The sequence below is a fragment of the Micromonospora sp. DT48 genome (genome assembly GCF_049844495.1).
Taxonomy (GTDB): Bacteria; Actinomycetota; Actinomycetes; order Mycobacteriales; family Micromonosporaceae; genus Micromonospora.
Map to the genome: position 1 here is coordinate 177,588 of NZ_JBNCLE010000010.1, position 20,602 is coordinate 198,189.

Annotated in this window: 19 protein-coding genes; 8 read left to right on the plus strand and 11 right to left on the minus strand. The window is 69.8% G+C overall.

All coding sequences use genetic code 11. The features are described 5' to 3' along the window. Window positions 1-252: 252 nt before the first annotated feature. The 3 genes from ACLQ2S_RS14195 to ACLQ2S_RS14205 are packed head-to-tail and all read right to left on the minus strand — an operon-like array spanning window position 253 to window position 4,111. Complete coding sequence (locus ACLQ2S_RS14195) at window positions 253-1,692, minus strand: GuaB1 family IMP dehydrogenase-related protein (protein ID WP_309222698.1); 1,440 nt, start codon at window positions 1,690-1,692, stop codon at window positions 253-255. 14 nt (window positions 1,693-1,706) lie between these two features. Beyond that, on the minus strand, window positions 1,707-2,303 hold the full coding sequence (locus ACLQ2S_RS14200) for a LysE/ArgO family amino acid transporter (protein ID WP_155215150.1): 597 nt from the start codon (window positions 2,301-2,303) through the stop codon (window positions 1,707-1,709). Window positions 2,304-2,359: 56 nt separating this feature from the next. Then, window positions 2,360-4,111, minus strand: a complete 1,752-nt coding sequence (locus ACLQ2S_RS14205; protein WP_309222697.1) for an acetyl/propionyl/methylcrotonyl-CoA carboxylase subunit alpha — start codon at window positions 4,109-4,111, stop codon at window positions 2,360-2,362. 185 nt (window positions 4,112-4,296) lie between these two features. Here ACLQ2S_RS14205 and ACLQ2S_RS14210 point away from each other — a divergent pair, with 185 nt between their 5' ends. Together ACLQ2S_RS14210 and ACLQ2S_RS14215 are read left to right on the plus strand one after the other, a co-directional pair. Continuing rightward, on the plus strand, window positions 4,297-5,256 hold the full coding sequence (locus tag ACLQ2S_RS14210) for an ATP-binding cassette domain-containing protein (protein ID WP_155215149.1): 960 nt from the start codon (window positions 4,297-4,299) through the stop codon (window positions 5,254-5,256). A 17-nt stretch (window positions 5,257-5,273) separates the two neighbouring features. Further along, window positions 5,274-6,029, plus strand: coding sequence for an ABC transporter permease (locus ACLQ2S_RS14215; protein ID WP_155215148.1), 756 nt, complete (start codon window positions 5,274-5,276; stop codon window positions 6,027-6,029). 103 nt (window positions 6,030-6,132) lie between these two features. Here the strand turns inward: ACLQ2S_RS14215 and ACLQ2S_RS14220 are convergent, their stop codons facing one another. From ACLQ2S_RS14220 to ACLQ2S_RS14240, 5 genes are all read right to left on the minus strand, one after another. After that, entirely contained in the window at window positions 6,133-6,786 is a 654-nt protein-coding gene (locus ACLQ2S_RS14220) for an O-methyltransferase (protein WP_155215147.1), read from the minus strand. A 9-nt stretch (window positions 6,787-6,795) separates the two neighbouring features. After that, window positions 6,796-7,452, minus strand: coding sequence for a Maf family protein (locus ACLQ2S_RS14225; RefSeq protein ID WP_309222696.1), 657 nt, complete (start codon window positions 7,450-7,452; stop codon window positions 6,796-6,798). A gap of 92 nt (window positions 7,453-7,544) precedes the next feature. Beyond that, the gene (gene mycP, locus ACLQ2S_RS14230; RefSeq protein ID WP_425701831.1) at window positions 7,545-8,708 is read right to left on the minus strand and encodes a type VII secretion-associated serine protease mycosin; all 1,164 of its coding nucleotides are present in this window, start codon (window positions 8,706-8,708) and stop codon (window positions 7,545-7,547) included. Between the two features lie 1,319 nt (window positions 8,709-10,027). After that, complete coding sequence (locus tag ACLQ2S_RS14235; RefSeq protein WP_425701832.1) at window positions 10,028-10,495, minus strand: hypothetical protein; 468 nt, start codon at window positions 10,493-10,495, stop codon at window positions 10,028-10,030. Window positions 10,496-10,618: 123 nt separating this feature from the next. Next, on the minus strand, window positions 10,619-10,831 hold the full coding sequence (locus ACLQ2S_RS14240) for an acyl-CoA carboxylase subunit epsilon (protein WP_155215144.1): 213 nt from the start codon (window positions 10,829-10,831) through the stop codon (window positions 10,619-10,621). A gap of 91 nt (window positions 10,832-10,922) precedes the next feature. Between ACLQ2S_RS14240 and ACLQ2S_RS14245 the strand changes: the two genes are divergently transcribed. Then, entirely contained in the window at window positions 10,923-13,286 is a 2,364-nt protein-coding gene (locus ACLQ2S_RS14245) for a serine/threonine-protein kinase (protein ID WP_155215143.1), read from the plus strand. Between the two features lie 123 nt (window positions 13,287-13,409). Here the strand turns inward: ACLQ2S_RS14245 and ACLQ2S_RS14250 are convergent, their stop codons facing one another. Beyond that, the gene (locus tag ACLQ2S_RS14250; RefSeq protein ID WP_155215142.1) at window positions 13,410-14,162 is read right to left on the minus strand and encodes a GH25 family lysozyme; all 753 of its coding nucleotides are present in this window, start codon (window positions 14,160-14,162) and stop codon (window positions 13,410-13,412) included. Between the two features lie 152 nt (window positions 14,163-14,314). Between ACLQ2S_RS14250 and ACLQ2S_RS14255 the strand changes: the two genes are divergently transcribed. From ACLQ2S_RS14255 to ACLQ2S_RS14265, 3 genes are all read left to right on the plus strand, one after another. Then, entirely contained in the window at window positions 14,315-15,055 is a 741-nt protein-coding gene (locus tag ACLQ2S_RS14255; RefSeq protein WP_155215141.1) for a M50 family metallopeptidase, read from the plus strand. 67 nt (window positions 15,056-15,122) lie between these two features. Beyond that, a complete protein-coding gene (locus ACLQ2S_RS14260) occupies window positions 15,123-15,623 on the plus strand; it encodes a SigE family RNA polymerase sigma factor (RefSeq protein ID WP_309222695.1) in 501 nt (166 codons plus the stop codon). After that, a complete protein-coding gene (locus tag ACLQ2S_RS14265) occupies window positions 15,616-16,497 on the plus strand; it encodes a hypothetical protein (protein ID WP_155215140.1) in 882 nt (293 codons plus the stop codon). Before ACLQ2S_RS14260 ends, ACLQ2S_RS14265 begins: the two co-directional genes overlap by 8 nt. Before the next feature lie 69 nt (window positions 16,498-16,566). Here ACLQ2S_RS14265 and ACLQ2S_RS14270 read toward each other — a convergent pair whose 3' ends face one another. Beyond that, window positions 16,567-18,150, minus strand: coding sequence for an acyl-CoA carboxylase subunit beta (locus ACLQ2S_RS14270; RefSeq protein ID WP_309222694.1), 1,584 nt, complete (start codon window positions 18,148-18,150; stop codon window positions 16,567-16,569). 75 nt (window positions 18,151-18,225) lie between these two features. Between ACLQ2S_RS14270 and ACLQ2S_RS14275 the strand changes: the two genes are divergently transcribed. Together ACLQ2S_RS14275 and ACLQ2S_RS14280 are read left to right on the plus strand one after the other, a co-directional pair. Beyond that, entirely contained in the window at window positions 18,226-19,101 is an 876-nt protein-coding gene (locus ACLQ2S_RS14275) for a biotin--[acetyl-CoA-carboxylase] ligase (RefSeq protein WP_309222693.1), read from the plus strand. 116 nt (window positions 19,102-19,217) lie between these two features. Continuing rightward, window positions 19,218-19,775 (plus strand): PH domain-containing protein, encoded by a 558-nt coding sequence (locus ACLQ2S_RS14280; protein WP_309222692.1) that lies wholly within the window; start codon window positions 19,218-19,220, stop codon window positions 19,773-19,775. Between the two features lie 77 nt (window positions 19,776-19,852). Here the strand turns inward: ACLQ2S_RS14280 and ACLQ2S_RS14285 are convergent, their stop codons facing one another. Then, on the minus strand, window positions 19,853-20,566 hold the full coding sequence (locus ACLQ2S_RS14285; RefSeq protein ID WP_155215138.1) for a GtrA family protein: 714 nt from the start codon (window positions 20,564-20,566) through the stop codon (window positions 19,853-19,855). Window positions 20,567-20,602 lie beyond the last annotated feature (36 nt).

A 20,602-nucleotide genomic window follows, 5' to 3' on the forward strand; every position in this document is an offset into this window, starting at 1 on the left:
CATGGCCCGACCGCGACGGCGGCGACGTGGCTGCCCGGTCGGTGATCCGGCACCTCTTCACCCCGACCGGGGAGACCGGCTGAGCGGCCCGGCCGGTCTTGGGACACGCCGACCGGCCCCGGTCACGCCGACCGGCCCCGGTCACGCCGACCGGCCCCGGTCACGCCGACCGGCCCCGGTCACGCCGTCCGGCCCCGGTCACGCCGTCCGGCCCCGGTCACGCCGACCGGCCCGGGGCGCGGCGAGTCGGCCTCACCAACTGGTCGGCAGGGGCATCCCCTCGGTGTATCCGGCGGTGCTCTGCACGCCGACCAGTGCCCGCTCGTGGAACTCGGCGAGGGTGCGTGCGCCAGCGTAGGTGAAGGCGCTGCGCACCCCCGAGATGATCTCGTCGATCAGGTCCTCCACGCCGGGTCGGGCCGGGTCCAGATACATCCGGGCCGTGGAGATGCCCTCCTCGAAGATGGCCTTGCGGGCACGGTCGTAAGGGCTGTCGTCACCGGTACGCGCACTGACCGCCCGCGCCGAGGCCATGCCGAAGCTCTCCTTGTAGCGCCGGCCGTCCTCGTCGGTGTAGAGGTCACCGGGGGACTCGTAGGTCCCGGCGAACCAGGAGCCGATCATCACGTTGGACGCCCCGGCGGCCAGCGCCAGGGCCACATCCCGTGGATGCCGCACCCCACCGTCCGCCCAGACGTGACGGCCCAGCTTCCGGGCGGCCGTCGCGCAGTCCAGTACCGCCGAGAACTGCGGTCGGCCGACGCCGGTCATCATCCGGGTGGTGCACATCGCGCCCGGACCGACCCCGACCTTGACGATGTCGGCACCCGCCTCGACCAGATCGCGTACCCCGTCGGCGGTGACCACGTTGCCGGCGGCCACCGGGACCGCCGGGTCGAGGCCGCGTACCGTCCGCAGCGCGGAGAGCATCCGCTCCTGGTGGCCGTGCGCCGTGTCCACGACCAGGGTGTCCACCCCGGCCTCCAACAGTGCCTTCGCCTTGCCCGCCACATCGCCGTTGATGCCCACCGCCGCCGCGACCCGCAGGCGACCCTGGGCGTCCACCGCCGGCTTGTAGAGCGTCGCCCGCAGCGCCCCGGCCCGGGTGAGGACGCCGACCAGCCGACCCGCGTCGTCGACCACCGGCGCGAGTCGCCGCCGCCCCGCCGACAGCCGGTCGAAGCCGGTACGCGGATCCGCGTCGACCGGCACGGTGTGCAACTCGGTCGACATCACGTGCCGCAACTGGGTGAAACGGTCCACGCCGACGGTGTCCGCCTCGGTGACCACTCCCATCGGCCGGCCGTCGTCGTCGACCACGATCACCGCACCGTACGCCCGCTTGGGCAACAGGTGGATGGCGTCACCGACGGTGTCGTTGGGGCCCAACGCGATCGCCGTGTCGTGCACCAGGTGCCGCTGCTTGACCCAGGCGATCACCTCGGCCACCACGTCGATCGGGATGTCCTGCGGGATCACCACGATGCCGCCGCGTCGGGCCACCGTCTCAGCCATCCGTCGCCCGGCGACCGCGGTCATGTTCGCCACCACCAGGGGGATGGTGGTGCCGGTGCCGTCACCGGTGGCCAGATCCACGTCGAGCCGTGAACCCACCTCCGAGCGCACCGGCGCCATGAAGACGTCGTTGTAGGTCAGGTCGTATCCGGGCGTCACGTCATTGAGGAACCGCACCCGGCAATCATGACTCAGCCCAACAGCAGTGCCACGGCCACGGCCACCATCACCACCGCGATCACGCCGTCGAGCACCTGCCAGACCCGTCCACGCGCGAGCAGCGGAGCGAGCCGGTACGCCCCGGCACCGAGCGCGGTGAACCAGCACACGCTGGCCGCCATCGCCCCGACACCGAACAGCCACCGGTGCGGATGCTGCTGAGCGATGCCGCCGAGCAGCAGCACCGTGTCGAGGTAGACGTGCGGGTTGAGGTAGGTGAAGGCGAGGCAGGTCAGCAGCGTCGGACCGAGCCGGGCCGGCGGCCGGTCGGCCGGTGTGAGCGCGCTGGGACGCAACGCGCGGCGGGCGGCGAGTGCCGCGTACCCGAGCAGGAAGGCCGCCCCACCCCAGCGGATCGCGGTGAGCAGGACCGGACGTCCGGCCACCACCGAACCCAACCCGGCGATGCCCACCCCGATCAGCAGCGCGTCGGAGAGGGCACAGGTCAGGACCACCGGCACCACGTGTTCCCGGCGCAGCCCCTGGCGCAGCACGAAGGCGTTCTGCGCGCCGATGGCGACGATGAGGGCGATGGACAGGGAGAAGCCGGCGACGGCCGAGGTGAGCATGCGCCCGACCTTAGAAGCGCGCCGCTACGCCGACCACCGCGGTCCGCGCCGGACGCTCAGGCGATGGTGCAGATCGGCGCACCGGCGGTGATCACCGCGCCGACCTCGGCCGACAGGCCGCTGACCGTGCCGGCCTTGTGCGCGTGCAGAGGCTGCTCCATCTTCATCGCCTCCAGCACCACGACCAGATCGCCCTCGGCGACGGTGTCGCCGTCGGCGACCGCGATCTTCACGATCGTGCCCTGCATGGGCGAGGTGAGCGAGTCACCGCTGGCCGCCGCGCCCACCGTGGTCCCGCCACCCCGGCGGGTGGGCTTGCGGGCGGCTGGCGCGGAACCGGCCGTACCGGCGCCGAGACCGGCGGGGAGGCTGACCTCCAACCGCTTGCCGCCCACCTCGACCACGACGGTCTCGCGCTCGGCCGGGCTGGCAAGCGGCCCGGCAGCGGCGGCGAACGGCGGCACGGTGTTGTCGAACTCCGTCTCGATCCAGCGGGTGTGCACGCTGAACGGCTCGGCGGTGAACGCCGGATCACGAACCACCAGACGGTGGAACGGCAGCGCGGTGGCCATCCCGTCGACCACCATCTCGTCCAGCGCGCGGCGGGCCCGCTCCAGCGCCTCGGTCCGGGTCTCACCGGTGATGATGACCTTGGCCAGGAGGGAGTCGAAGTTGCCGCCGATCACGTCGCCCGCCGAGATGCCGGTGTCCACCCGCACCCCGGGGCCGGTGGGCAGCCGCAACGCGGTGACCGTGCCGGGGGCGGGCAGGAAGTTACGGCCCGGGTCCTCGCCGTTGATCCGGAACTCGATGGAGTGCCCGCGCGGGGTCGGGTCCTCGGTGAACCGCAGCTTCTCACCGTCGGCGATGCGGAACTGCTCGCGTACCAGGTCGATGCCGGCGGTCTCCTCGGTGACCGGGTGCTCCACCTGGAGCCGGGTGTTGACCTCCAGGAAGGAGATGGTGCCGTCGTTGCCGACCAGGTACTCGACGGTGCCCGCACCGTGGTAGCCGGCCTCCCGGCAGATCGCCTTCGCGCTGTCGTGGATCTGGGCCCGCTGCGCGGCGGTGAGGAACGGGGCCGGTGCCTCCTCGACCAGCTTCTGGTGGCGGCGCTGCAACGAGCAGTCCCGGGTGCCCACCACGATCACGTTGCCGTGCTGGTCGGCGAGGACCTGCGCCTCCACGTGGCGGGGGCGGTCGAGGTAACGCTCGACGAAGCACTCGCCCCGCCCGAAGGCGGCGACCGCCTCCCGGGTCGCCGACTCGAACAGCTGCGGGATCTCCTCCATGGTGCGGGCCACCTTCAGTCCGCGTCCGCCGCCGCCGAAGGCTGCCTTGATCGCCACCGGCAGACCGTGGTCGACCGCGAAGGCCATCACCTCGTCGGGGCTGCCGACCGGGTCAGCGGTGCCCGCGACCAGCGGAGCCCCGGCCCGCTGGGCGATGTGCCGGGCGGTCACCTTGTCACCCAGGTCGCGGATCGCCTGCGGGGTGGGACCGATCCAGGTCAGGCCGGCGTCCATCACCGCCTGGGCGAAGTCGGCGTTCTCGGAGAGGAAGCCGTACCCGGGATGCACCGCATCCGCGCCGGAACGGTTCGCGATATCGATCAGCTTGTCGATGCGCAGGTAGGATTCGGAGGCGGTGTCACCGCCCAGGGCGTACGCCTCGTCGGCGAGCGTGGCGTGCAGGGCGTCCCGGTCGGAGTCGGCGTACACCGCGACGCTGCCGAGGCCCGCGTCCCGGCACGCCCGGATGACCCGGACGGCGATCTCGCCCCGGTTGGCGATGAGTACCTTGCGCACCTGGTAGCTCCTCCCGGCAGGTTACTGACCGGGAGTTTATCGGCCACCCCGGCGGCCCTAACGGTGACTAAGTGTGGGATGCCGCACTGTCAGGGCCAGGTAATTGAGCGGCGTGGTGTCGTACCGATGTGGTCGAGTGCCAGTGACGATGATGGCCGACACAGGCCACGAGCGGGGAGCTAGACATGATCCAGACCAGAGGACTGCGGAAATCGTTCCGCAGTCGAGCCGGTCGTGAGGTGAAGACCGTCGATGCGGTACGCGGCGTCGACCTCGACGTCCCGGCCGGTGAGATCTTCGGATTTCTGGGCCCGAACGGAGCCGGCAAGACCACCACACTGCGGATGCTCGCGACGTTGATCGAGCCGGACGGCGGCCAGGCCACCATCGCCGGTGCCGACCTGCTCAAGAACCCGGGCGAGGTGCGGCGCAGGATCGGCTACGTCGCCCAGGGCGGGAGCACCTGGGACGAATCCACCGGCCGCGAGGAACTGGTGCTCCAGGCCCGGATGTACGGCATCGGCAAGGCCGAGGCGCAGCGGCGGGCCATCCGGGCACTGGAGGCGTTCCAGCTCACCGAGTTCGCCGACCGCAAGTGCAAGACGTACTCCGGTGGCCAGCGGCGTCGCGTCGAGATCGCGCTCGGCATCATCCACGAGCCGAAGATCGTCTTCCTGGACGAGCCCACCACCGGGCTCGACCCGCAGAGTCGCGCACACATGTGGGACGAGATCCGCCGGTTGCGCACCGACGGGATGACCGTCTTCATCACCACGCACTACCTCGACGAAGCCGACGCGCTCTGCGACCGCATCGCGATCATGGATCACGGCGAGGTGGTCGCCGAGGGTACGCCGACCGAACTCAAGCGGGAGATCTCCGGCGACGTGGTGCAGGTCGGGCTGGACGTCAGCGCCACCGGCGAGGCCGAGAAGCTGCTCGACGGCGAGGAGTACGTCAACCGGCTGGAACTACTCGACGAGGGCGGGCTACGCCTCTTCGTCGACGAGGGCGCCACCGCCATCCCGAGGATCCTGCGCCGGGTCGACGCGGCAGGGCTCGACCTCAAGTCGATCGAGCTGCACCGCCCGAGCCTCGACGACGTCTTCCTCACCAAGACCGGCCGCTCGCTGCGCGAGTCCTGACCCGACCCGGAGAACTCATGAAGCTCGCCCGTGACACTTGGCTGATCTTTCAGCGGCAACTGAAACTGCTGCTGCGCAACCCTGTGTGGGTCTTCGTCGGTGTCTTCCAGCCGGTGATGTACCTGCTGCTCTTCGCTCCGCTGCTCAAGCCCGCGCTGAACGCGCCCACCCAGGCCGAGGCGTACAAGATCTTCGTGCCTGGCCTGCTGGTCCTGCTGGCCATCTTCGGTGGCCTGTTCCAGGGCTTCGGCCTCATCGCCGAGCTTCGGGCCGGGGTCATCGAACGGTCCCGGGTCACCCCGATCAGCCGGTTCGCCCTGTTGCTCGGCCGGTCCCTGCGGGACGTGGTGTCGCTGATGGTCCAGGCCGTCATCATCACCCTGCTGGCGCTCCTGTTCGACCTGCGGGTGTTCATCGGTGACCTGCTGTTGGCGTACCTCATGCTCGCCCTGATCGCGCTGATGACCTCGGCGGTCTCCTACGGCGTCGCGTTGAAGGTGAAGAGTGAGGACGCCCTCGCACCGTTGATGAACACGGTGGCGCAGCCGGTGCTGCTGCTCTCCGGCATCCTGCTGCCGCTCGCCTTCGCGCCGGGCTGGTTGCAGGGCGTCGCCAAATGGAACCCGTTCTCCTGGGCGGTCGACGGCACCCGGGCGCTGTTCAACGGCGACATCGGCAACGACCGGGTCTGGCAGGGGTTGAGCATCATCACGGTGCTCGCCGCCGCCGGTGTCTACTGGGCCGCCCGCCAGTTCGCCCGCAGCGTCCGCTGACCTGCGCCGATCGCGGCCGGCCGGTCCCGGTTGCGGCATGTCGAGGTTCCCGGAACACCCCCGACATGCCGCAACCCCTGCGCGGGTCACACCCGCGCCGGTGTCAGCGCACGTAGGCGAGGGTCAGGCCGTCGGCGATCGGCAGCATCACCGCGTCGACCCGCACGTCGGCCAGCACGTCATCGTTGAACGCCGCGATCGCCCGGTCGGCTTCGCTCTGCGGGGCCAACACCCGGCCGTCGCGCAGCACGTTGTCGACGGCGATCACGCCACCGGGCCGCATCCTGGGCACCAACTCGGCCCAGTAGATCGGGTAGCCGGTCTTGTCGGCGTCGATGAAGGCGAAGTCCAGGTAGCGGTCGTGCGACAGCTCGCGCAGCGTCTCGCCGGCCGGGCCGATACGCAGGTCGATGCGGTCGTCGATGCCGGCCCGCGCCCAGTAGCGGCGGGCGATCGCGGTGTACTCCGTCGAGATGTCGAAGCAGGTCAACCGCCCGCCGTCGGCCAGCCCGCGAGCGATCGCCAGCGACGACAAGCCGGTGAAGGTACCCACCTCGACGGCCTGCCGGGCACCGAGTAGCCGGGTCAGGAACGTCAGGAAGGCGGCCTGCTCCGGCGCGACCTGCATCGACGCCTCCTCGGGGAGCAGCGTCAGCGTTTCCCGCGCCAGGTCACTGACGATCTCGTCCGGTGGTGAACCGTGCGCCACGAGATAGCGGTGCAGGTCGTCGGTGAGTGGAATCGACTTCAAGGTCATACTCGGAACCTAACCGAGTGGTTCGACAACCTGGTTACCAGGCGCAACCTTCGTCCACAGGTCGGTGATCCGCAGATCCAACTCGGCGAGCAGCTTCCGCAGCAACGGCAGGGAGAGCCCGATGACGGTTCCCGGGTCACCTTCGATCCGTTCCACGAACGGTCCGCCCAACCCGTCGATCGTGAACGCGCCAGCCACCGCAAGCGGCTCACCGGTGGCGATGTAGGTGGCAATTTCGTGGTCGCTGAGGTCGGCGAAATGCACCACCGTGGAGGCCACCGCCTCGGCCCGCCGTCCGGCCACAATGTCCACGAGACAGTGACCGCTGTGCAGGATGCCGCTCCGCCCGCGCATCCGCTCCCACCGCTGCTTGGCATCCGCCTCGTCGTCGGGCTTACCGAGAATCTGTCCTTCGAAGGCGAGCACCGAATCGCAGCCGAGCACCAGGGTGCGCTCGTCGTCGGTCGGCCGCAGCCGGGTGAGCACCGCCTGTGCCTTGAGCCGGGCCAACTCCAGGCAGAGGTCCTCCGCCCGCTCAGTCACCACGAGCGATTCGTCGACCCCACTGACCAGCACGTCCGGCTCGATGCCGGCAGACTGGAGAGACTTGCGGCGGGCAGGGCTCGCCGAGGCGAGCACGAGGCGAAGCGGCAGAGCGTCAGGCACCCCGCCGACGTTACCGTCTGACCGCGTACGCCACGCCACACACCATCCGCTTGCCCGTCGGTGCGCGTCCGGGTGCGCTCGTACGGCTGGACTCAGCGTGAGATTGGCGGCGGCGGATCATCAGAGCGACGTCGACGGCGGACGACCAGCGCCCAACCGGCTCCCGCCGCCACCAGCACCCCCAGCGTGACCAGGCCGCGAATCGTCGCCACGCGCTGTCCGTCGGCACGCGGCCGGTCAGCCGCCGCCGTGGTGGGGCCAGCCCCGTCCGGCCCGACCGTCGGCACCGACTCAAAACCCCTCGGCGGTACGTCTGCCGTCAGCGCCGCCACCAGATCGATGACCCCGTAGCCGTACTGGTCGTCCCGCCCCGGCGGCCCCTTGTCGATCGCAGTCGCAGTCAGCCGATGAACCACCTCGTCAGCCGGCAGATACGGATACTTAGCCCGAACCAGGGCCGCTGCCCCCGCCACAATCGCCGCCGCCCCAGACGTCCCCGTGCCGACCCGATACCCGCCATCAAAGCTGGTGCTGACCAACTCAACAGCCGGCGCAACAATGTCAATTTCCGACCCGGTTACGGATACCGCAGCATGTCTCCCGCTTCGATCAATCCCGCCTACCGCAACTACGCCAGGATAGGCTGCCGGAAAACCGACCCTTCGGTCGTCGGGGCGGTTACCAGCCGCCGCCACGATTACGACATTAGCGTGTACAGCCGCCTGGATTGCGCGTTGTAGCCCTGGATCGGGGTCTCCGGTTGAGGAGATGCTCAGGACTGTCGCTCGTTGCCTTATTGCATAATCAATCGCTTTGCTCAGGTTCTCGGCTGTTCCTTCGGGTCCGTATTCCTTAAATCGAACAGGAAGAAGCGTCGCTTTAGGTGCGATTCCACGGATGCCTGTACTGCTCGTGCGGCCATGGGCGCCGATGAGTCCTCCCATGCCTGTACCGTGTCCATCACGATCATGGTTGCCACCCCGATCGGTGCCAGTTAGATCGATCCCCGGAAGGAGATTTCTTTGGAGGTCGGGATGAGGGGAAACGCCGGTGTCTAGGACTGCAACGACAACGCCATCGCCCTGCGTGATCTTGTGCGCTTTCTCGGCGGCGAGAATTTCGAGGTGCCACTGCTTGGTGTGAACCTCTTCGTCGGCCGAAGGCGGCTGTCTAACTGCATCTTTCGCAGAAGGTGTGAGGGTTGGAAGGATGGCAACAACTGCCACGATAAGTAATTGATGCAGCCGTCGCACCATGAAACCTCAACGGTCTAGGCCGATGGCGGGGCCGGGATCGATTGGCCCATCATCGTCGGGTGGTCGGATAACTGGGCTGACGCCTTGATCTGTCTGCCACGGCTCGGTCGCCACCAGTCGGCGCAACTCGCCTGTGTTGTCGTGTGCGGGTTTCGCATTAGGGCTGCCGAGTACGCCGGTGTTCGGCATTGCTATATGAGGGGATCCACCAACCGGTGGAGGATGGGGGCCGCCGAGTCCTTTTCCGCTACCTGGCCGGGATCCGGCGCTGCCAGTTGGAGTAGTGCCGGCGCTTCCTCCTCCGATAACTCCCCCAATCGGGTTGATTCTTTTGTGCGTGCTCGTTGGGGTTTGGCTGATCCCCGAAGCTGAAGGCCCGCCTATCGTGCCGCTGGGTGGCAGTGCTCGACGTGTGGCACTCGCGTCATTGTCTACTGCGGCAGGTCGAGCCGGGTTCCGTCCTTGTGGGGGAGTTAAGCCTCCCAGCATTGGAGGAACAGAGGAGGTGGTGGACCTCGATGAAGGTGAGCTGGAAGATTGAGGGCTTGAACTTGGGTTGGCTCCGCCGAGTATCAGGCCCGCATTTGTTCCTGCGGGCTTGGATGCGTGGCGGACTGTCGAGCCCGGTTTACTGGCTGAGCTAGGCGAGGGTGTCGATATAGGCATGATGGGCGGAATGATGGGTGCGATGCCGCCTGTAAAAGGGTGGTCTTCTGTTGGGATTCCGTCTCGGGCTGGTTGTGTCGGAATCCGTGGTGGGGGTGGGTGGCGGAGGAGGGTTTGGGCTTGTTGGAGTTCGGCGCTGAGGCCGTACATGATGTTGCGGGCCTGGATGTTCAGCCGTTCCAGGTCGGAGTCCGTGACCGGTGACTGGATGCTCCTGCTGGCGGCGGCTGCTTTCGGGTCGGCGGCCGTTTCTTCCCAGGCGCGCCGCTGTCGCAGTTTGGCGGCGTACTCGTCGTAGAGCTTCTGGATTTCGGTTCGGCTGCTGCTGAGCGCCTGGGTCGCGGCGGAGAGCGCGGTCTGGTTGGTGCTGGCGGCGGCCTGCGTACGCAACACCTGCTCGATCAGCTCGTCCAGTTTGGCGAGGTAGGCGTGTGAGGCCGCGTTCGTCTCAGGTGGCCAGACCTGGGCGAGGCGTGCCCGGTAGCTCTTCAATGTTGCAAGGTGCTGACCGGCCAGCTCGGCGACCTTGCGCCAGCCAGCGACGTGCCGCCAGTGGCTGTCGGGGTGGTGGCCTTGAAGGCAGGCCCACATGTCGGCGACGTTCATCAGGTGCCACTCGGTGAGGCCACCGTTGCGGCCGACGCCTGGTTCTCTCACGGCATCACCACCGCGCTGGTGCCGGTCGGGTCGGTGAGCGAGGGCGACGCCGTGGCCAGCGAGGTCACGGTCGACGGTGGCGGTGTGTCGGGGTGTCCGAGCGCCCGGTGGATGTCGGCCACCCGGGCGGCGGCGAAGGCGTCGGTGTCGGCGTACTGCTCGGCCACGAGTTTGGCGGCCTCGGCGAGGTGGCCGGTGGCGTCACCGACACCCCAGACGGCGTTGGTCGTCGCCTGTTGGGTCTCCCAATGGGTACGCATGAACTGCACCAGCTCGATGAACGCGTCGGCCGGGTTGGGCACCCTGGTGAGCATGTCGTCGGCGATGTGCCGAAGGTGTGGCGCGTAGCCGCTCTCCACTTCGGCGCGGAGCTGCTCGGCGAAGTCGCGTAGCTGGCGGATGTCGGCCTCGACGCCCCCGGAACCTCGTAGCCAGGATGCTGGTCGATCCTCCTCAGGGATCATCGGCCCTCCCAATCTGTCACGGGCTCGCTCCCCTGAGTGAGGTTAGACCGTCCCCGCCGCCCGCCGCAGCCCTGACAACTCCTCACTCACGCTGCGCAGGACGACGATCGCGTACCCGATTGGTCAGCGTGGGAGGCCGGAGGTGCGCCAGGCACCGGCACCGGGCGTCAGCGCCGCGCCCACCGGGCGGCCACTGCGCGCCCAGACCGACGCCGGGGCCGGTGCGGGCCGGACCGCCGGGCGGGAGCGCGCGGTGATGACGCCCACCAACGCGGCCAGTTCCTCGGCGGTCGGAACGCCACGCACGATCCGGAACAGCGGCTCTTCGGCAGACATGACCTCAGGGTACGCGGCGTGAGCTTGATCTTCGTCGCACAGTGGCGTGCCGACGGTGTGACGATCCGCGCTGCCGGGTACCGTCTCAGCGATGTCAGAAGCTTCCCCCCAACTCGTCGCCGACCGGTACCGGCTCATCTCGCCGCTCGGTCAGGGCGGCATGGGTCGGGTATGGAAGGCGCGCGACGAGGTGCTGCACCGCGATGTCGCGATCAAGGAATTGGTTCCGCCGCCGGGCCTGACCAATGACGAGCGCCGCGAGATGCGCGAGCGCTCGCTGCGCGAGGCACGCGCCATCGCGCGGCTCAACAACATCAACGTGGTACGCATCTTCGACGTGCTCCGCACCGACGGTGATCCGTGGATCGTCATGGAGTACGTGGCGTCCAGGTCGTTGCAGGACACCATCGCCGAGGACGGTCCGCTGCCACCGGCGCGAGTGGTCGAGATCGGCCTGGGCGTGCTGAACGCACTGAAGGCGGCGCACAAGGCCGGCATCATGCACCGCGACGTCAAGCCCGGCAACGTGCTGCTCGGCACCGACGGTCGGGTGGTGCTGACCGACTTCGGCCTGGCCACGATCCCCGGTGACCCGAACGTCACCCGTACCGGCATGGTGCTCGGCTCGCCCGCGTACATCGCGCCGGAGCGGGCCCGCGACGGCACCTTCGGCCCGGAAGCGGACCTGTGGTCGCTCGGTGCCACCCTGTACGCCGCTGTGGAGGGCAAGTCCCCCTACGCGCGTCCCTCCGCCATCAGCACGCTGGCCGCGCTGGCCACCGAGCCGGTGCCACCGGCCCGTAACGCCGGGCCGCTCAAGCAGGTGCTCGCCGGGCTGCTCCGCAAGGATCCGCAGGAGCGGATCACTGCGGAGGCGGCCGAGCGCATGTTGCGCAAGGCCGGCGGCCGGCGCTCTCGGATCTCGCTGCTCGACGGCGTACGCAGGCCGGGGCCGAACGGCCCGCGCGAGCCGCGCCCACCCCTGGTGCCGGCTCCACGCCCGTCCGGTGAACGCCCGGCGAGCCCCGTCACGCCGCCCGCGCCCCGCACACCACCCACCTCCGGGCTGCTGGCGGGCGGTGTTGCGGCGGCAGGCTCCTCCCCGGACCGGTCGACCGGTGTACAGCCCGGCAGCGACGTCGACCCGACGGCGAAGATCGCCGGGCCGGTCGATCGTGTCGACGCCGCGCCGACGGCGAAAGTCTCGATGACCAATCCGTCGGAGGCGGCTGCGGTCGACGCGGAGAGCGAGCGCTCCGGTGCCGCATCGCCGACCTCGACGGGTGAGCGGGACACCGCGCTGGCCGCCGCTGCGGGTACCGCCTCGACCGCCGCTGCGGCAGGAGACACCACCGAGCCGGCCACCCCCGGCGACGAGCAGGCCGGAACCGACGGCAGCGGCGGCGAGCGGAGCGATTCGGGGTCGACGGGTGCCGACGCGACGCAGACCGGCGCGACGGCAAACCAGGCACACGTCGAGGACGCCGAGTCGGCGGCCCCGGCCGGGACGGACACCGACGGCACCCAGCGCGCCACCACCACTGTGGACAGCGCGGTCTCGGGGACGTCGGCCGCGACGGCGACCGGTGCGTCCGGCGGGGCCGTGAGGGCGGCGGCCGAATCGGACGGCGGCACACGGGTGGGCCTGCCCACAGCGGGCGACCCGCGACGAACTCCGCAGCCGACCTCGGTGATGCCGGCGGCATCGGTGAGCCCGGCACCGGCCCGCGGCTCCGTCTTCAAGGCCGGGCAGTTCCGCTCGGAACGGGCCCGGCGCGCAGTGCTCGTCGGTGCCTTGGTCGCGGTGCTGCTGCTTGGTCTGGCGGTGGTCGTGCCGCTGCTCACCGGCGGCGACGAGGACGGCGGCTCACCGCCGGTCACCGACGGCACCAGCAGTGCATCCCCACCGGCCACCTCGGCTCCGGCCGCCCCGCCGAGCGCCGCGTCGCCCAGCCCGTCCGTCTCGCCCAGCCCGTCGGCTTCGCCCAGCGCGACGCAGTCGGCTGGCGGGCTGCCGGAGGGGTGGACGCTGCGCACCGACCCGGTCGGTTTCAAGGTGCCCGTGCCGGACGGTTGGCGGCGCAGCGCCCGTGGCACCTGGGTGCTGTACAAGGAACCGAACGGTGTCCGTGAGCTGCTCATCGACCGCACCGACCGGCCGCAGCGCGACGCGGCCGCCGCGTGGCGCGCCATCGAGCCGGGGCGGAAGAACCTCGTCCGCAACTACGAGTTCATCAGCATTCAAGAAATCGACTGCAAGTGGCGGACCTGCGCGGACTGGGACTGGCGGGAGAGCCGGGACAACACTCGCATCCGGACCCGCAACCGGGGCTTCGTGACCGCCAGCAACCGGGGCTTCGCGCTGCGCTGGGAGGTCGCGGACCGGGAGTGGGACGCGCAACTGGCGAACTTCGAGATGATCTTCCGGGAGTTCGTGCCGGACCGTCAGGACTGATCGCCGGGTAGGGCCTCCGCCATTCGGAGGTGCGATGAGCCGGGTGACGCGCTGGGATCGTGGTGACGCGGTGGCAGGCCGACGCCGTCCGAGCGGGGGCGTCAGCCTGCCACGCGCGGTACGTCAGGTGTTGTTGGCGAGCGCGATCAGCCGGCTACGGTCGCCGTTCCAGTAGTTGCGGTCGACGTTGCCGCTGATGCCGGAGACCCGGCCGGAGTCGGTGTACTGCCAGAAGCTCCAGAACGGTGCGCCGGGCGGCAGCGTGCCGACCGAGGACGACCAGCGGGCGATCCACAACGGGTGGTTGTTCCACGGCCCGCTCCAGGAACCGGTGCACTGGTTCCAGAAGCTCGTGGTGGTGTAGATGACCGCGTAGCGGCCGGTGCGGGAGCGGTAGGTGTTGAGGAAGTCCTGCACCCAGTTGCGCATGGCGGTGGTGCTCAGGCCGTAGCAGTATCCGCCGCTGTACGGGTTCGCCTCCAGGTCCAGTGCCGCCGGCAGGGTGCGGCTGTCCGCCGACCAGGCCCCGCCGTTGGAGGCCAGGAAGTTCGCCTGGACCGCGCCGGAGGAGATGTTGGGTCGGGCGAAGTGGTACGCGCCGCGGATCACCCCGGCGTGGTACGCGTTGACGTAGTTGGTGTTGAACTTCGGGTCCTTGTAACTCGTACCCTCGGTGGCCTTGATGAAGGCGAACTGGATGCCGGCGTTGCGGACGCTGGTCCAGTTGATGGTGCCCTGATAGTGCGAGACGTCGATGCCCGGCACGGTGGCGGCGGCGGCCGGGGTCGCGGTGGCGACGAGCCCGGCGGCGGCGGTGGCGAGCACGGTGATGGCGGCGGCGGTCAGCCGACGCAACGATGATCTGGTCCGACCCATGGCGTCCTCCTGAGACGTTGATCGATAGACAGACATCTTTGGAGATCGCTACTCGTCAGTGCAAGAGGGGGTTAAAGAAACTTTCAACGCCATGATGTGTGGGCGGTCCACCTTGTGATCACCGCATGGCCGGAGCGGTAGGCTCGCGCCTCATGGTGTCGATCGAGGGCATGACCGAGTTCTGGGACCGCCTGTTCGGCGCGCAGCCCGACCCGCCGCCGCTGCTGGTGGTGCTCACCGGCCTGGTCGCGTTGCTGGTGGTCGTCACCGGGCTGCCGTGGCGGATCGCCCGCAACATGATCACGATTGCTCACGAGGGCGGCCACGCGCTGGTCGCCGTGCTCACCGGCCGCAAGTTGCAGGGCATCCGGCTGCACTCGGACACCTCCGGCCTGACGCTCTCCGCCGGCCGCCCTACCGGACCGGGCATGGTCTTCACCCTGCTCGCCGGTTATCTCGCCCCGCCTCTGGTGGGTCTGGGCGGGGCGTGGCTGCTCGCCGGTAACCGGATCACCCTGTTGCTGTGGATAGCGGTGATCCTGCTGCTGGCCATGCTGGTCATGATCCGCAACCTTTACGGTGCGTTGACGTTGGTGGTCACCGGTGGCGCGGTGCTCGCCGTCTCCTGGTACGCCAGTCCACAGGTGCAGGCCGCGTTCGCCTGGACCGGTGTGTGGTTCCTGCTGCTCGGCGGCGTACGCCCGGTGGTGGAGTTGCAGCGGCTGCGGGCCCGGCGCGGGATGCCCGCCTCCGACGCCGACCAGCTCGCCGGTATCACCCCGCTGCCGGCGTTCTTCTGGGTGGTTTTCTTCGGCCTGGTCAACCTCGCCGTGCTGGTGGCCGGTGGCCTGCTGCTGGCCGGCCCGCTGCTCGCCGAGGCCGGTCTCACCTGATTCGTCGGCAGATCGGCAACCTGCCCCGCCCCCGGTGCGTGTGTTCTGTCAGGTAGGGGAGGTGCGGGTGGCGGACGTCGAGGGGTTCGACGAGTTCTACCGGGGCAGCCGGCAGCGGCTGCTCGGCTACGTCTACGTGTTGACCGGCGACCTCACCGAGGCCCAGGACGCCGTGCAGGAGGCGTTCATCCGGGCCTGGCAGCGCTGGTCCACGGTGGGCGCCTACGACGACCCGGAGGCGTGGGTACGCGTGGTGGCGGCCCGGATCGCGGTGAGCCGCTGGCGCAGCCTGCGCAGCCGGGCTCGGGCGTACCTGCGGCACGGCGCGGCCGAGAGCGTCCCGGCACCCACCACCGACACGGTCGAGGTGGTCGCCGCACTGCGTCGGCTCCCCGAGGAACAGCGCGTCGCGATCGCGCTCTACTACCTCGCGGGCCTACCGGTCGCCGAGGTGGCCCGGCAGACCGCGGCCCCGGTCGGCACGGTCAAGGCCCGGCTCTCCCGGGGGCGTGCCGCGCTCGCCGGGCTGCTCGCCGTCACTGACCTGGAGGAGGCGCCCGGTGCGTGACGAGATGAGGTTCCTTGAGCGGGTGCAGCACGAGCTACGGGAGGTTCGCTGGGCGACGCCCGAAGAGCTGCGCCAGCGGGCTGCCCGCCGCCGTCGACATGCGGTGGTGGGCGCGGCGATCGCCGTGGTGATGGTGGCGGCCTTCTCCGCCGTCGTCACGAAGCGACTGTCCGCACCCCCACCTCCACCGTCACTACCGGTGGCTGCTCCGCTGGCCGCGCCGACCGTCGCGGCGGCGCCCGCTGCGGAGATCCCCCGGGAAGCCCTGGTGCAGCCGGATGACCTCTCCGCGCGGACGGAACCACCGCTGGGTCGGACCGGGCTGGGAGAACCCGTACAGGTCGACCCGATGTTGCTCGCCTGCCACCAGGAGCAGGGCCGGGCCGCCGACTGGGAGCTTTCCCGCTACTCGCGCTCCCAGACGCTGCTGCGGTCGCAGGGCGGCCGCAGCGCGCCTGGCCTGGCGGAGCTGTTGTTCAGCCAGGACGTCTACCGACTCACCCCGCAGGTGGCTGACCGGATCGTGGTCCGGATCGACGCGCTGCTCACCCCGTGCGCGAGCTGGCTGTCCAGGGGCGAGGCAATCTGGGGGGACGATGTCGCTGCCGTGGAGGCCGAGCACCGGTGGGAGGTGACCGACCGCGACTTCGTCGGAGACCAGGCCATGATGATCGAGCACCGCGTCACGGAGGTGCGCAACCTGGAGACCGGCGAGAGCCGACGGCAGGATCATCTCGACCGGATCGCTGTGGTGCGTGTCGGCGACCTGGTCACGGTGATGGGTCTGGGGCCAGACGGTACGGCGAGGGAACTGCGCCGCCTCGCCGCCGTGGCCGCGAAGCGGCTCTGCACCGCCGCCAACCCACCCTGCTGACCCCGCGCGAGTGCAAGGAAGGGCCCCTTCCTATACACCAGGCGTTAGGAAGGGGCCCTTCCTTGCAAGCTAGAGCGGGATGTTGCCGTGCTTCTTGGGAGGGAGGGACTCGCGCTTGGTACGCAGCACCCGCAGCCCTCGCACGATCTGGGTACGGGTCTCGTGCGGCGGGATCACCGCGTCGACGTACCCGCGCTCGGCGGCCACGTACGGATTGGCGAGGGTGTCCTCGTACTCGGCGATCTTCTCGGCGCGTACGGCGGCGGGGTCCTCGGCAGCGGCCAACTCCTGCCGGTAGAGGATGTTCACCGCGCCCTGCGCACCCATCACCGCGATCTGGGCGGTAGGCCAGGCGAAGTTGAGGTCGGCCCCCAGGTGCTTGGAGCCCATCACGTCGTACGCCCCGCCGTACGCCTTGCGGGTGATCACGGTGACCTTCGGCACGGTGGCCTCGGCGTACGCGTAGATGAGCTTCGCGCCCCGACGGATGATGCCGTCCCACTCCTGGCCGGTGCCGGGCAGGAACCCGGGAACGTCCACGAAGGTCAGTACCGGGATGTTGAAGGCGTCGCAGGTGCGGACGAAGCGGGCCGCCTTCTCGCTGGCCGCGATGTCCAGGGTGCCGGCGAAGTGCATCGGCTGGTTGGCCACCACACCGACCGGGCGACCCTCGACCCGACCGAAGCCGACCACCATGTTCTGCGCGTAGAGCGGCTGGACCTCCAGGAACTCCCCGTCGTCGAGCACGTGCTCGATCACCCGGTGCATGTCGTACGGCTGGTTGGCCGAGTCGGGGATCAGCGTGTCCAGTTCCCGATCCTCGTCGCTGATCTCCAGGTCGGCCGGTGCCTCGAAGACCGGCGGCTCGTCCAGGTTGTTCGAGGGCAGGTGGGACAGCAGCGCCTTGACGTAGTCGATCGCGTCGGCCTCGTCGGTGGCCAGGTAGTGCGCGTTGCCGCTACGGCTGTTGTGGGTGTGCGCGCCGCCCAACTCCTCCATGCCGACGTCCTCGCCGGTGACGGTCTTGATGACGTCCGGCCCGGTGATGAACATGTGCGAGGTCTGGTCGACCATCACGGTGAAGTCGGTGACCGCGGGGGAGTAGACCGCGCCCCCGGCGCACGGGCCCATGATGAGCGAGATCTGCGGGATGACGCCGCTGGCCCGGACGTTGCGGAAGAAGATCTCGCCGTACAGGCCGAGCGAGGCCACGCCCTCCTGGATCCGCGCACCGCCGGAGTCGTTGATGCCGATGACCGGGCATCCGATCTTCATGGCGAGGTCCATCACCTTGACGATCTTCTCGCCGAAGACCTCGCCGAGGGAGCCGCCGAAGACGGTGAAGTCCTGGGCGAACACGCAGACCTGCCGGCCGTCGATGGTGCCGTAGCCGGTGATCACGCCGTCGCCGTAGGGGCGGCTCCGGTCCAGCCCGAAGTTGGTGGACCGGTGCCGGGCGAACTCGTCCAGCTCGACGAACGACCCCTCGTCGAGCAGCATCTCGATGCGTTCCCGAGCGGTCTTCTTGCCTCGCGCGTGCTGCTTCTCCACGGCGCGGGCCGACCCGGCATGCACCGCCTCGTCGACCCGTCGTGCCAGGTCCGCCAGCTTGCCCGCGGTGCTGTGGATGTTGGTCCCGGTCTCGGTAGTCACCCTGGGAATATAACGATGGTTCAGGTCGCCGCAGCTGTGCATTTCGCCTCACCGGCCTACCCGTAGGCTGGTCAGGTGCCGGGTTCGCCGTACACCGATCTTGATCGCCCGCCGCTGTCGGAGGCCCGGCTGCGTCGCGCGCTGGCCGCGCCGTACGGTCCGTGGTCCCGGCTAGAGGTGCGGACGGAGACCGGGTCCACCAACGCCGACGTGGCCGAGGCCGCCCGGAGCGGCGAGCCGGAGGGCCTGGTCGTGGTGGCCGAGCGGCAGACCGCCGGCCGGGGACGGCGCGGGCGGGTCTGGCAGTCACCGCCGCGTGCCGGCATCGCCACCAGCGTGCTGCTGCGGCCCGGCGAGGCGGTGCCGACCCGTGGCTGGTCGCCCGCACCCCCCTCGGGGTACGGCTGGCTGCCGTTGCTGGCCGGTGTGGCGCTGGTCGAGGCGGTGACCCTGCTGGCCGAGCTGGACGCCTCCCTGAAGTGGCCGAACGACCTGCTCATCGGGGGTGCCAAGTGCGCCGGGATCCTCGCCGAGGGGGTGCCCGGACCGCAGCCGAGCGACCCGCCCGCGGTCGTGCTCGGCATCGGGCTGAACGTGACGCTGCGCGCCGACGAACTACCGGAGCAGCCCACCGGCCTGCCGGCCACCTCGCTGCAACTGGCGGGCGCGGCGGCCACCGACCGGGATCCGCTCCTGCGGGCACTGCTCCGGTCGGTCGCCGACTGGTACGCGCGGTGGCGTGACGCCGGTGGGGACGCGACGGCCAGCGGGCTACGCGAGGCGTATCTGACCGCCTGCGGCACCATCGGCCGCGAGGTCCGGGCCCAGCTCCCCGACGGCACTGCCGTCACCGGGACGGCCACCGGCATCGACCCGGACGGTCAGCTCCTCGTCACCACGGCGACCGGGCGGCGATCCCTGGCCGCCGCGGACATCCGTCACCTCCGCTGACGCCGCACCGGCGCGGGTGTGCGCCGGTGGCGGTGCGTAACGAGCCGCGTGGCGGATGTAGGGCGGTGGCGCTGGGGGGTTACGGTCTGCCCGTCCGTTCCTGCGAGGAGGTTTCCGTGGCGTTCCCCGAAGACGTGCTCACCGAGGACGAGCACGTCGTGTTGCACCTGCATCCGCACTGGAAGGCATTGGTCTGGCCGGTGGTGGTGCTGGTGCTGTCCATCGCGGCGGTGGTGGTCGGCTTCGTGTTCCTGCCCTCCGGCGGCGGCGGTTCCCTGACGCTCGCGGTGATCGGCGGGTTGGCCCTGCTCGCCGTGCTGGTGCTGACGGTGTGGCCGTACATCTCCTGGCGCACCACGCACTACCTCTTCACCAACGAACGAGTCCTGCTCCAGCACGGGGTGCTCTCCCGGGAGCGCCGGGACATCCCGCTGAGCCGGGTCAACGACCACTCGATGAGTCAGCAGCTCGCCGGGCGGCTACTCGGCTACGGCACCCTCACCATCGAGTCGGCCGGGGAGCGTGGGCAGTCGGTCCTGCACGATGTGCCGAAGGTCGACCGGGTCCAGACCAAGCTCTACGAACTCGTGGAGGCGTTCCACGACCGGCACTCGCTCGGTGACGGTGAGCTTCGCGAGATTCTCAGCGAACGCGACAAGAGCGCCGGGGCGTAAACCCCGGAGCCGGTCCAGCGGGGCTGGCCTGGCTGGTTGGTCCGGCGGTGTTGGCCTGGCTCGGCTGGCTGGGTCGGTCAGCGGCGGCGGAGGCGGCGGGGGGCCGGGGCGGGCTGCAACTGGGCAGCCAACTCGGCCTCCAGCTCGGCGTCCAGGGCCGCCGTCAACTCGGCTTCGTCGGGCACTGACGCGGACCTGGGCTGGAGCGGTTGGGCAGCCACGCCGGGCCGGGCGGGTGGTTGCTCCTCCTCCAGCTCCGTCACGGACTCGGCCAACTCGGCCACCGGGTCCATGCCGGCCATCGTGTCCCACTCGTCGCGGGGTAGGCCGTGCCAGTGCTGCGTCGACTCGGCGGGTGCGGCGGGCTGGAAGACGAAGGTCCGGTACGACCAGAACCGGAACAGGGTCGCCAGCACCACGCCGCCCGTCTTCGCCACGTTCAGCGCCAGCAGCCCGGTCACGCCCAGCCCGTACTTGGCGGCGGCGAGCACGCCGAGTTCAATGAGCAGCCCCGCCCCGTTAAAAAGGAAAAACAGGGCGTATTCGCGCTGCATTGCAGATTTTGGGCGATCGCGGTACGTCCAGTGCCGATTCATCAGATACGACGTGATAGTCGCAACGATGGTGGCGACGACGGTGGCCTTCAGTTGGCCATCGACGAAAACGGTGAGTGCGAGCGCGTTGAACACGGCGTAATTGATGACCGTGTTGATGCCTCCGACCAGGCCGAACTTGAGTGCCTCGTGGATGAACTTCTGCCAGCGCTCCGGCAGCAGACGGACGAGAGGCATGGGCAACACCTTAGGGCAGCGGGTCGGGGTCGGCTG

What these genes read in the sequence shown, in the direction of transcription:
- ACLQ2S_RS14200 (WP_155215150.1), bottom strand. Translation starts at nt 2,303, where the DNA reads ATGCTCACCTCGGCCGTCGCCGGCTTCTCCCTGTCCATCGCCCTCATC.
- ACLQ2S_RS14210 (WP_155215149.1), top strand. Translation starts at nt 4,297, where the DNA reads ATGATCCAGACCAGAGGACTGCGGAAATCGTTCCGCAGTCGAGCCGGT.
- ACLQ2S_RS14215 (WP_155215148.1), top strand. Translation starts at nt 5,274, where the DNA reads ATGAAGCTCGCCCGTGACACTTGGCTGATCTTTCAGCGGCAACTGAAA.
- ACLQ2S_RS14220 (WP_155215147.1), bottom strand. Translation starts at nt 6,786, where the DNA reads ATGACCTTGAAGTCGATTCCACTCACCGACGACCTGCACCGCTATCTC.
- mycP (WP_425701831.1), bottom strand. Translation starts at nt 8,708, where the DNA reads ATGGTGCGACGGCTGCATCAATTACTTATCGTGGCAGTTGTTGCCATC.
- ACLQ2S_RS14235 (WP_425701832.1), bottom strand. Translation starts at nt 10,495, where the DNA reads ATGATCCCTGAGGAGGATCGACCAGCATCCTGGCTACGAGGTTCCGGG.
- ACLQ2S_RS14240 (WP_155215144.1), bottom strand. Translation starts at nt 10,831, where the DNA reads ATGTCTGCCGAAGAGCCGCTGTTCCGGATCGTGCGTGGCGTTCCGACC.
- ACLQ2S_RS14245 (WP_155215143.1), top strand. Translation starts at nt 10,923, where the DNA reads ATGTCAGAAGCTTCCCCCCAACTCGTCGCCGACCGGTACCGGCTCATC.
- ACLQ2S_RS14250 (WP_155215142.1), bottom strand. Translation starts at nt 14,162, where the DNA reads ATGGGTCGGACCAGATCATCGTTGCGTCGGCTGACCGCCGCCGCCATC.
- ACLQ2S_RS14255 (WP_155215141.1), top strand. Translation starts at nt 14,315, where the DNA reads ATGGTGTCGATCGAGGGCATGACCGAGTTCTGGGACCGCCTGTTCGGC.
- ACLQ2S_RS14285 (WP_155215138.1), bottom strand. Translation starts at nt 20,566, where the DNA reads ATGCCTCTCGTCCGTCTGCTGCCGGAGCGCTGGCAGAAGTTCATCCAC.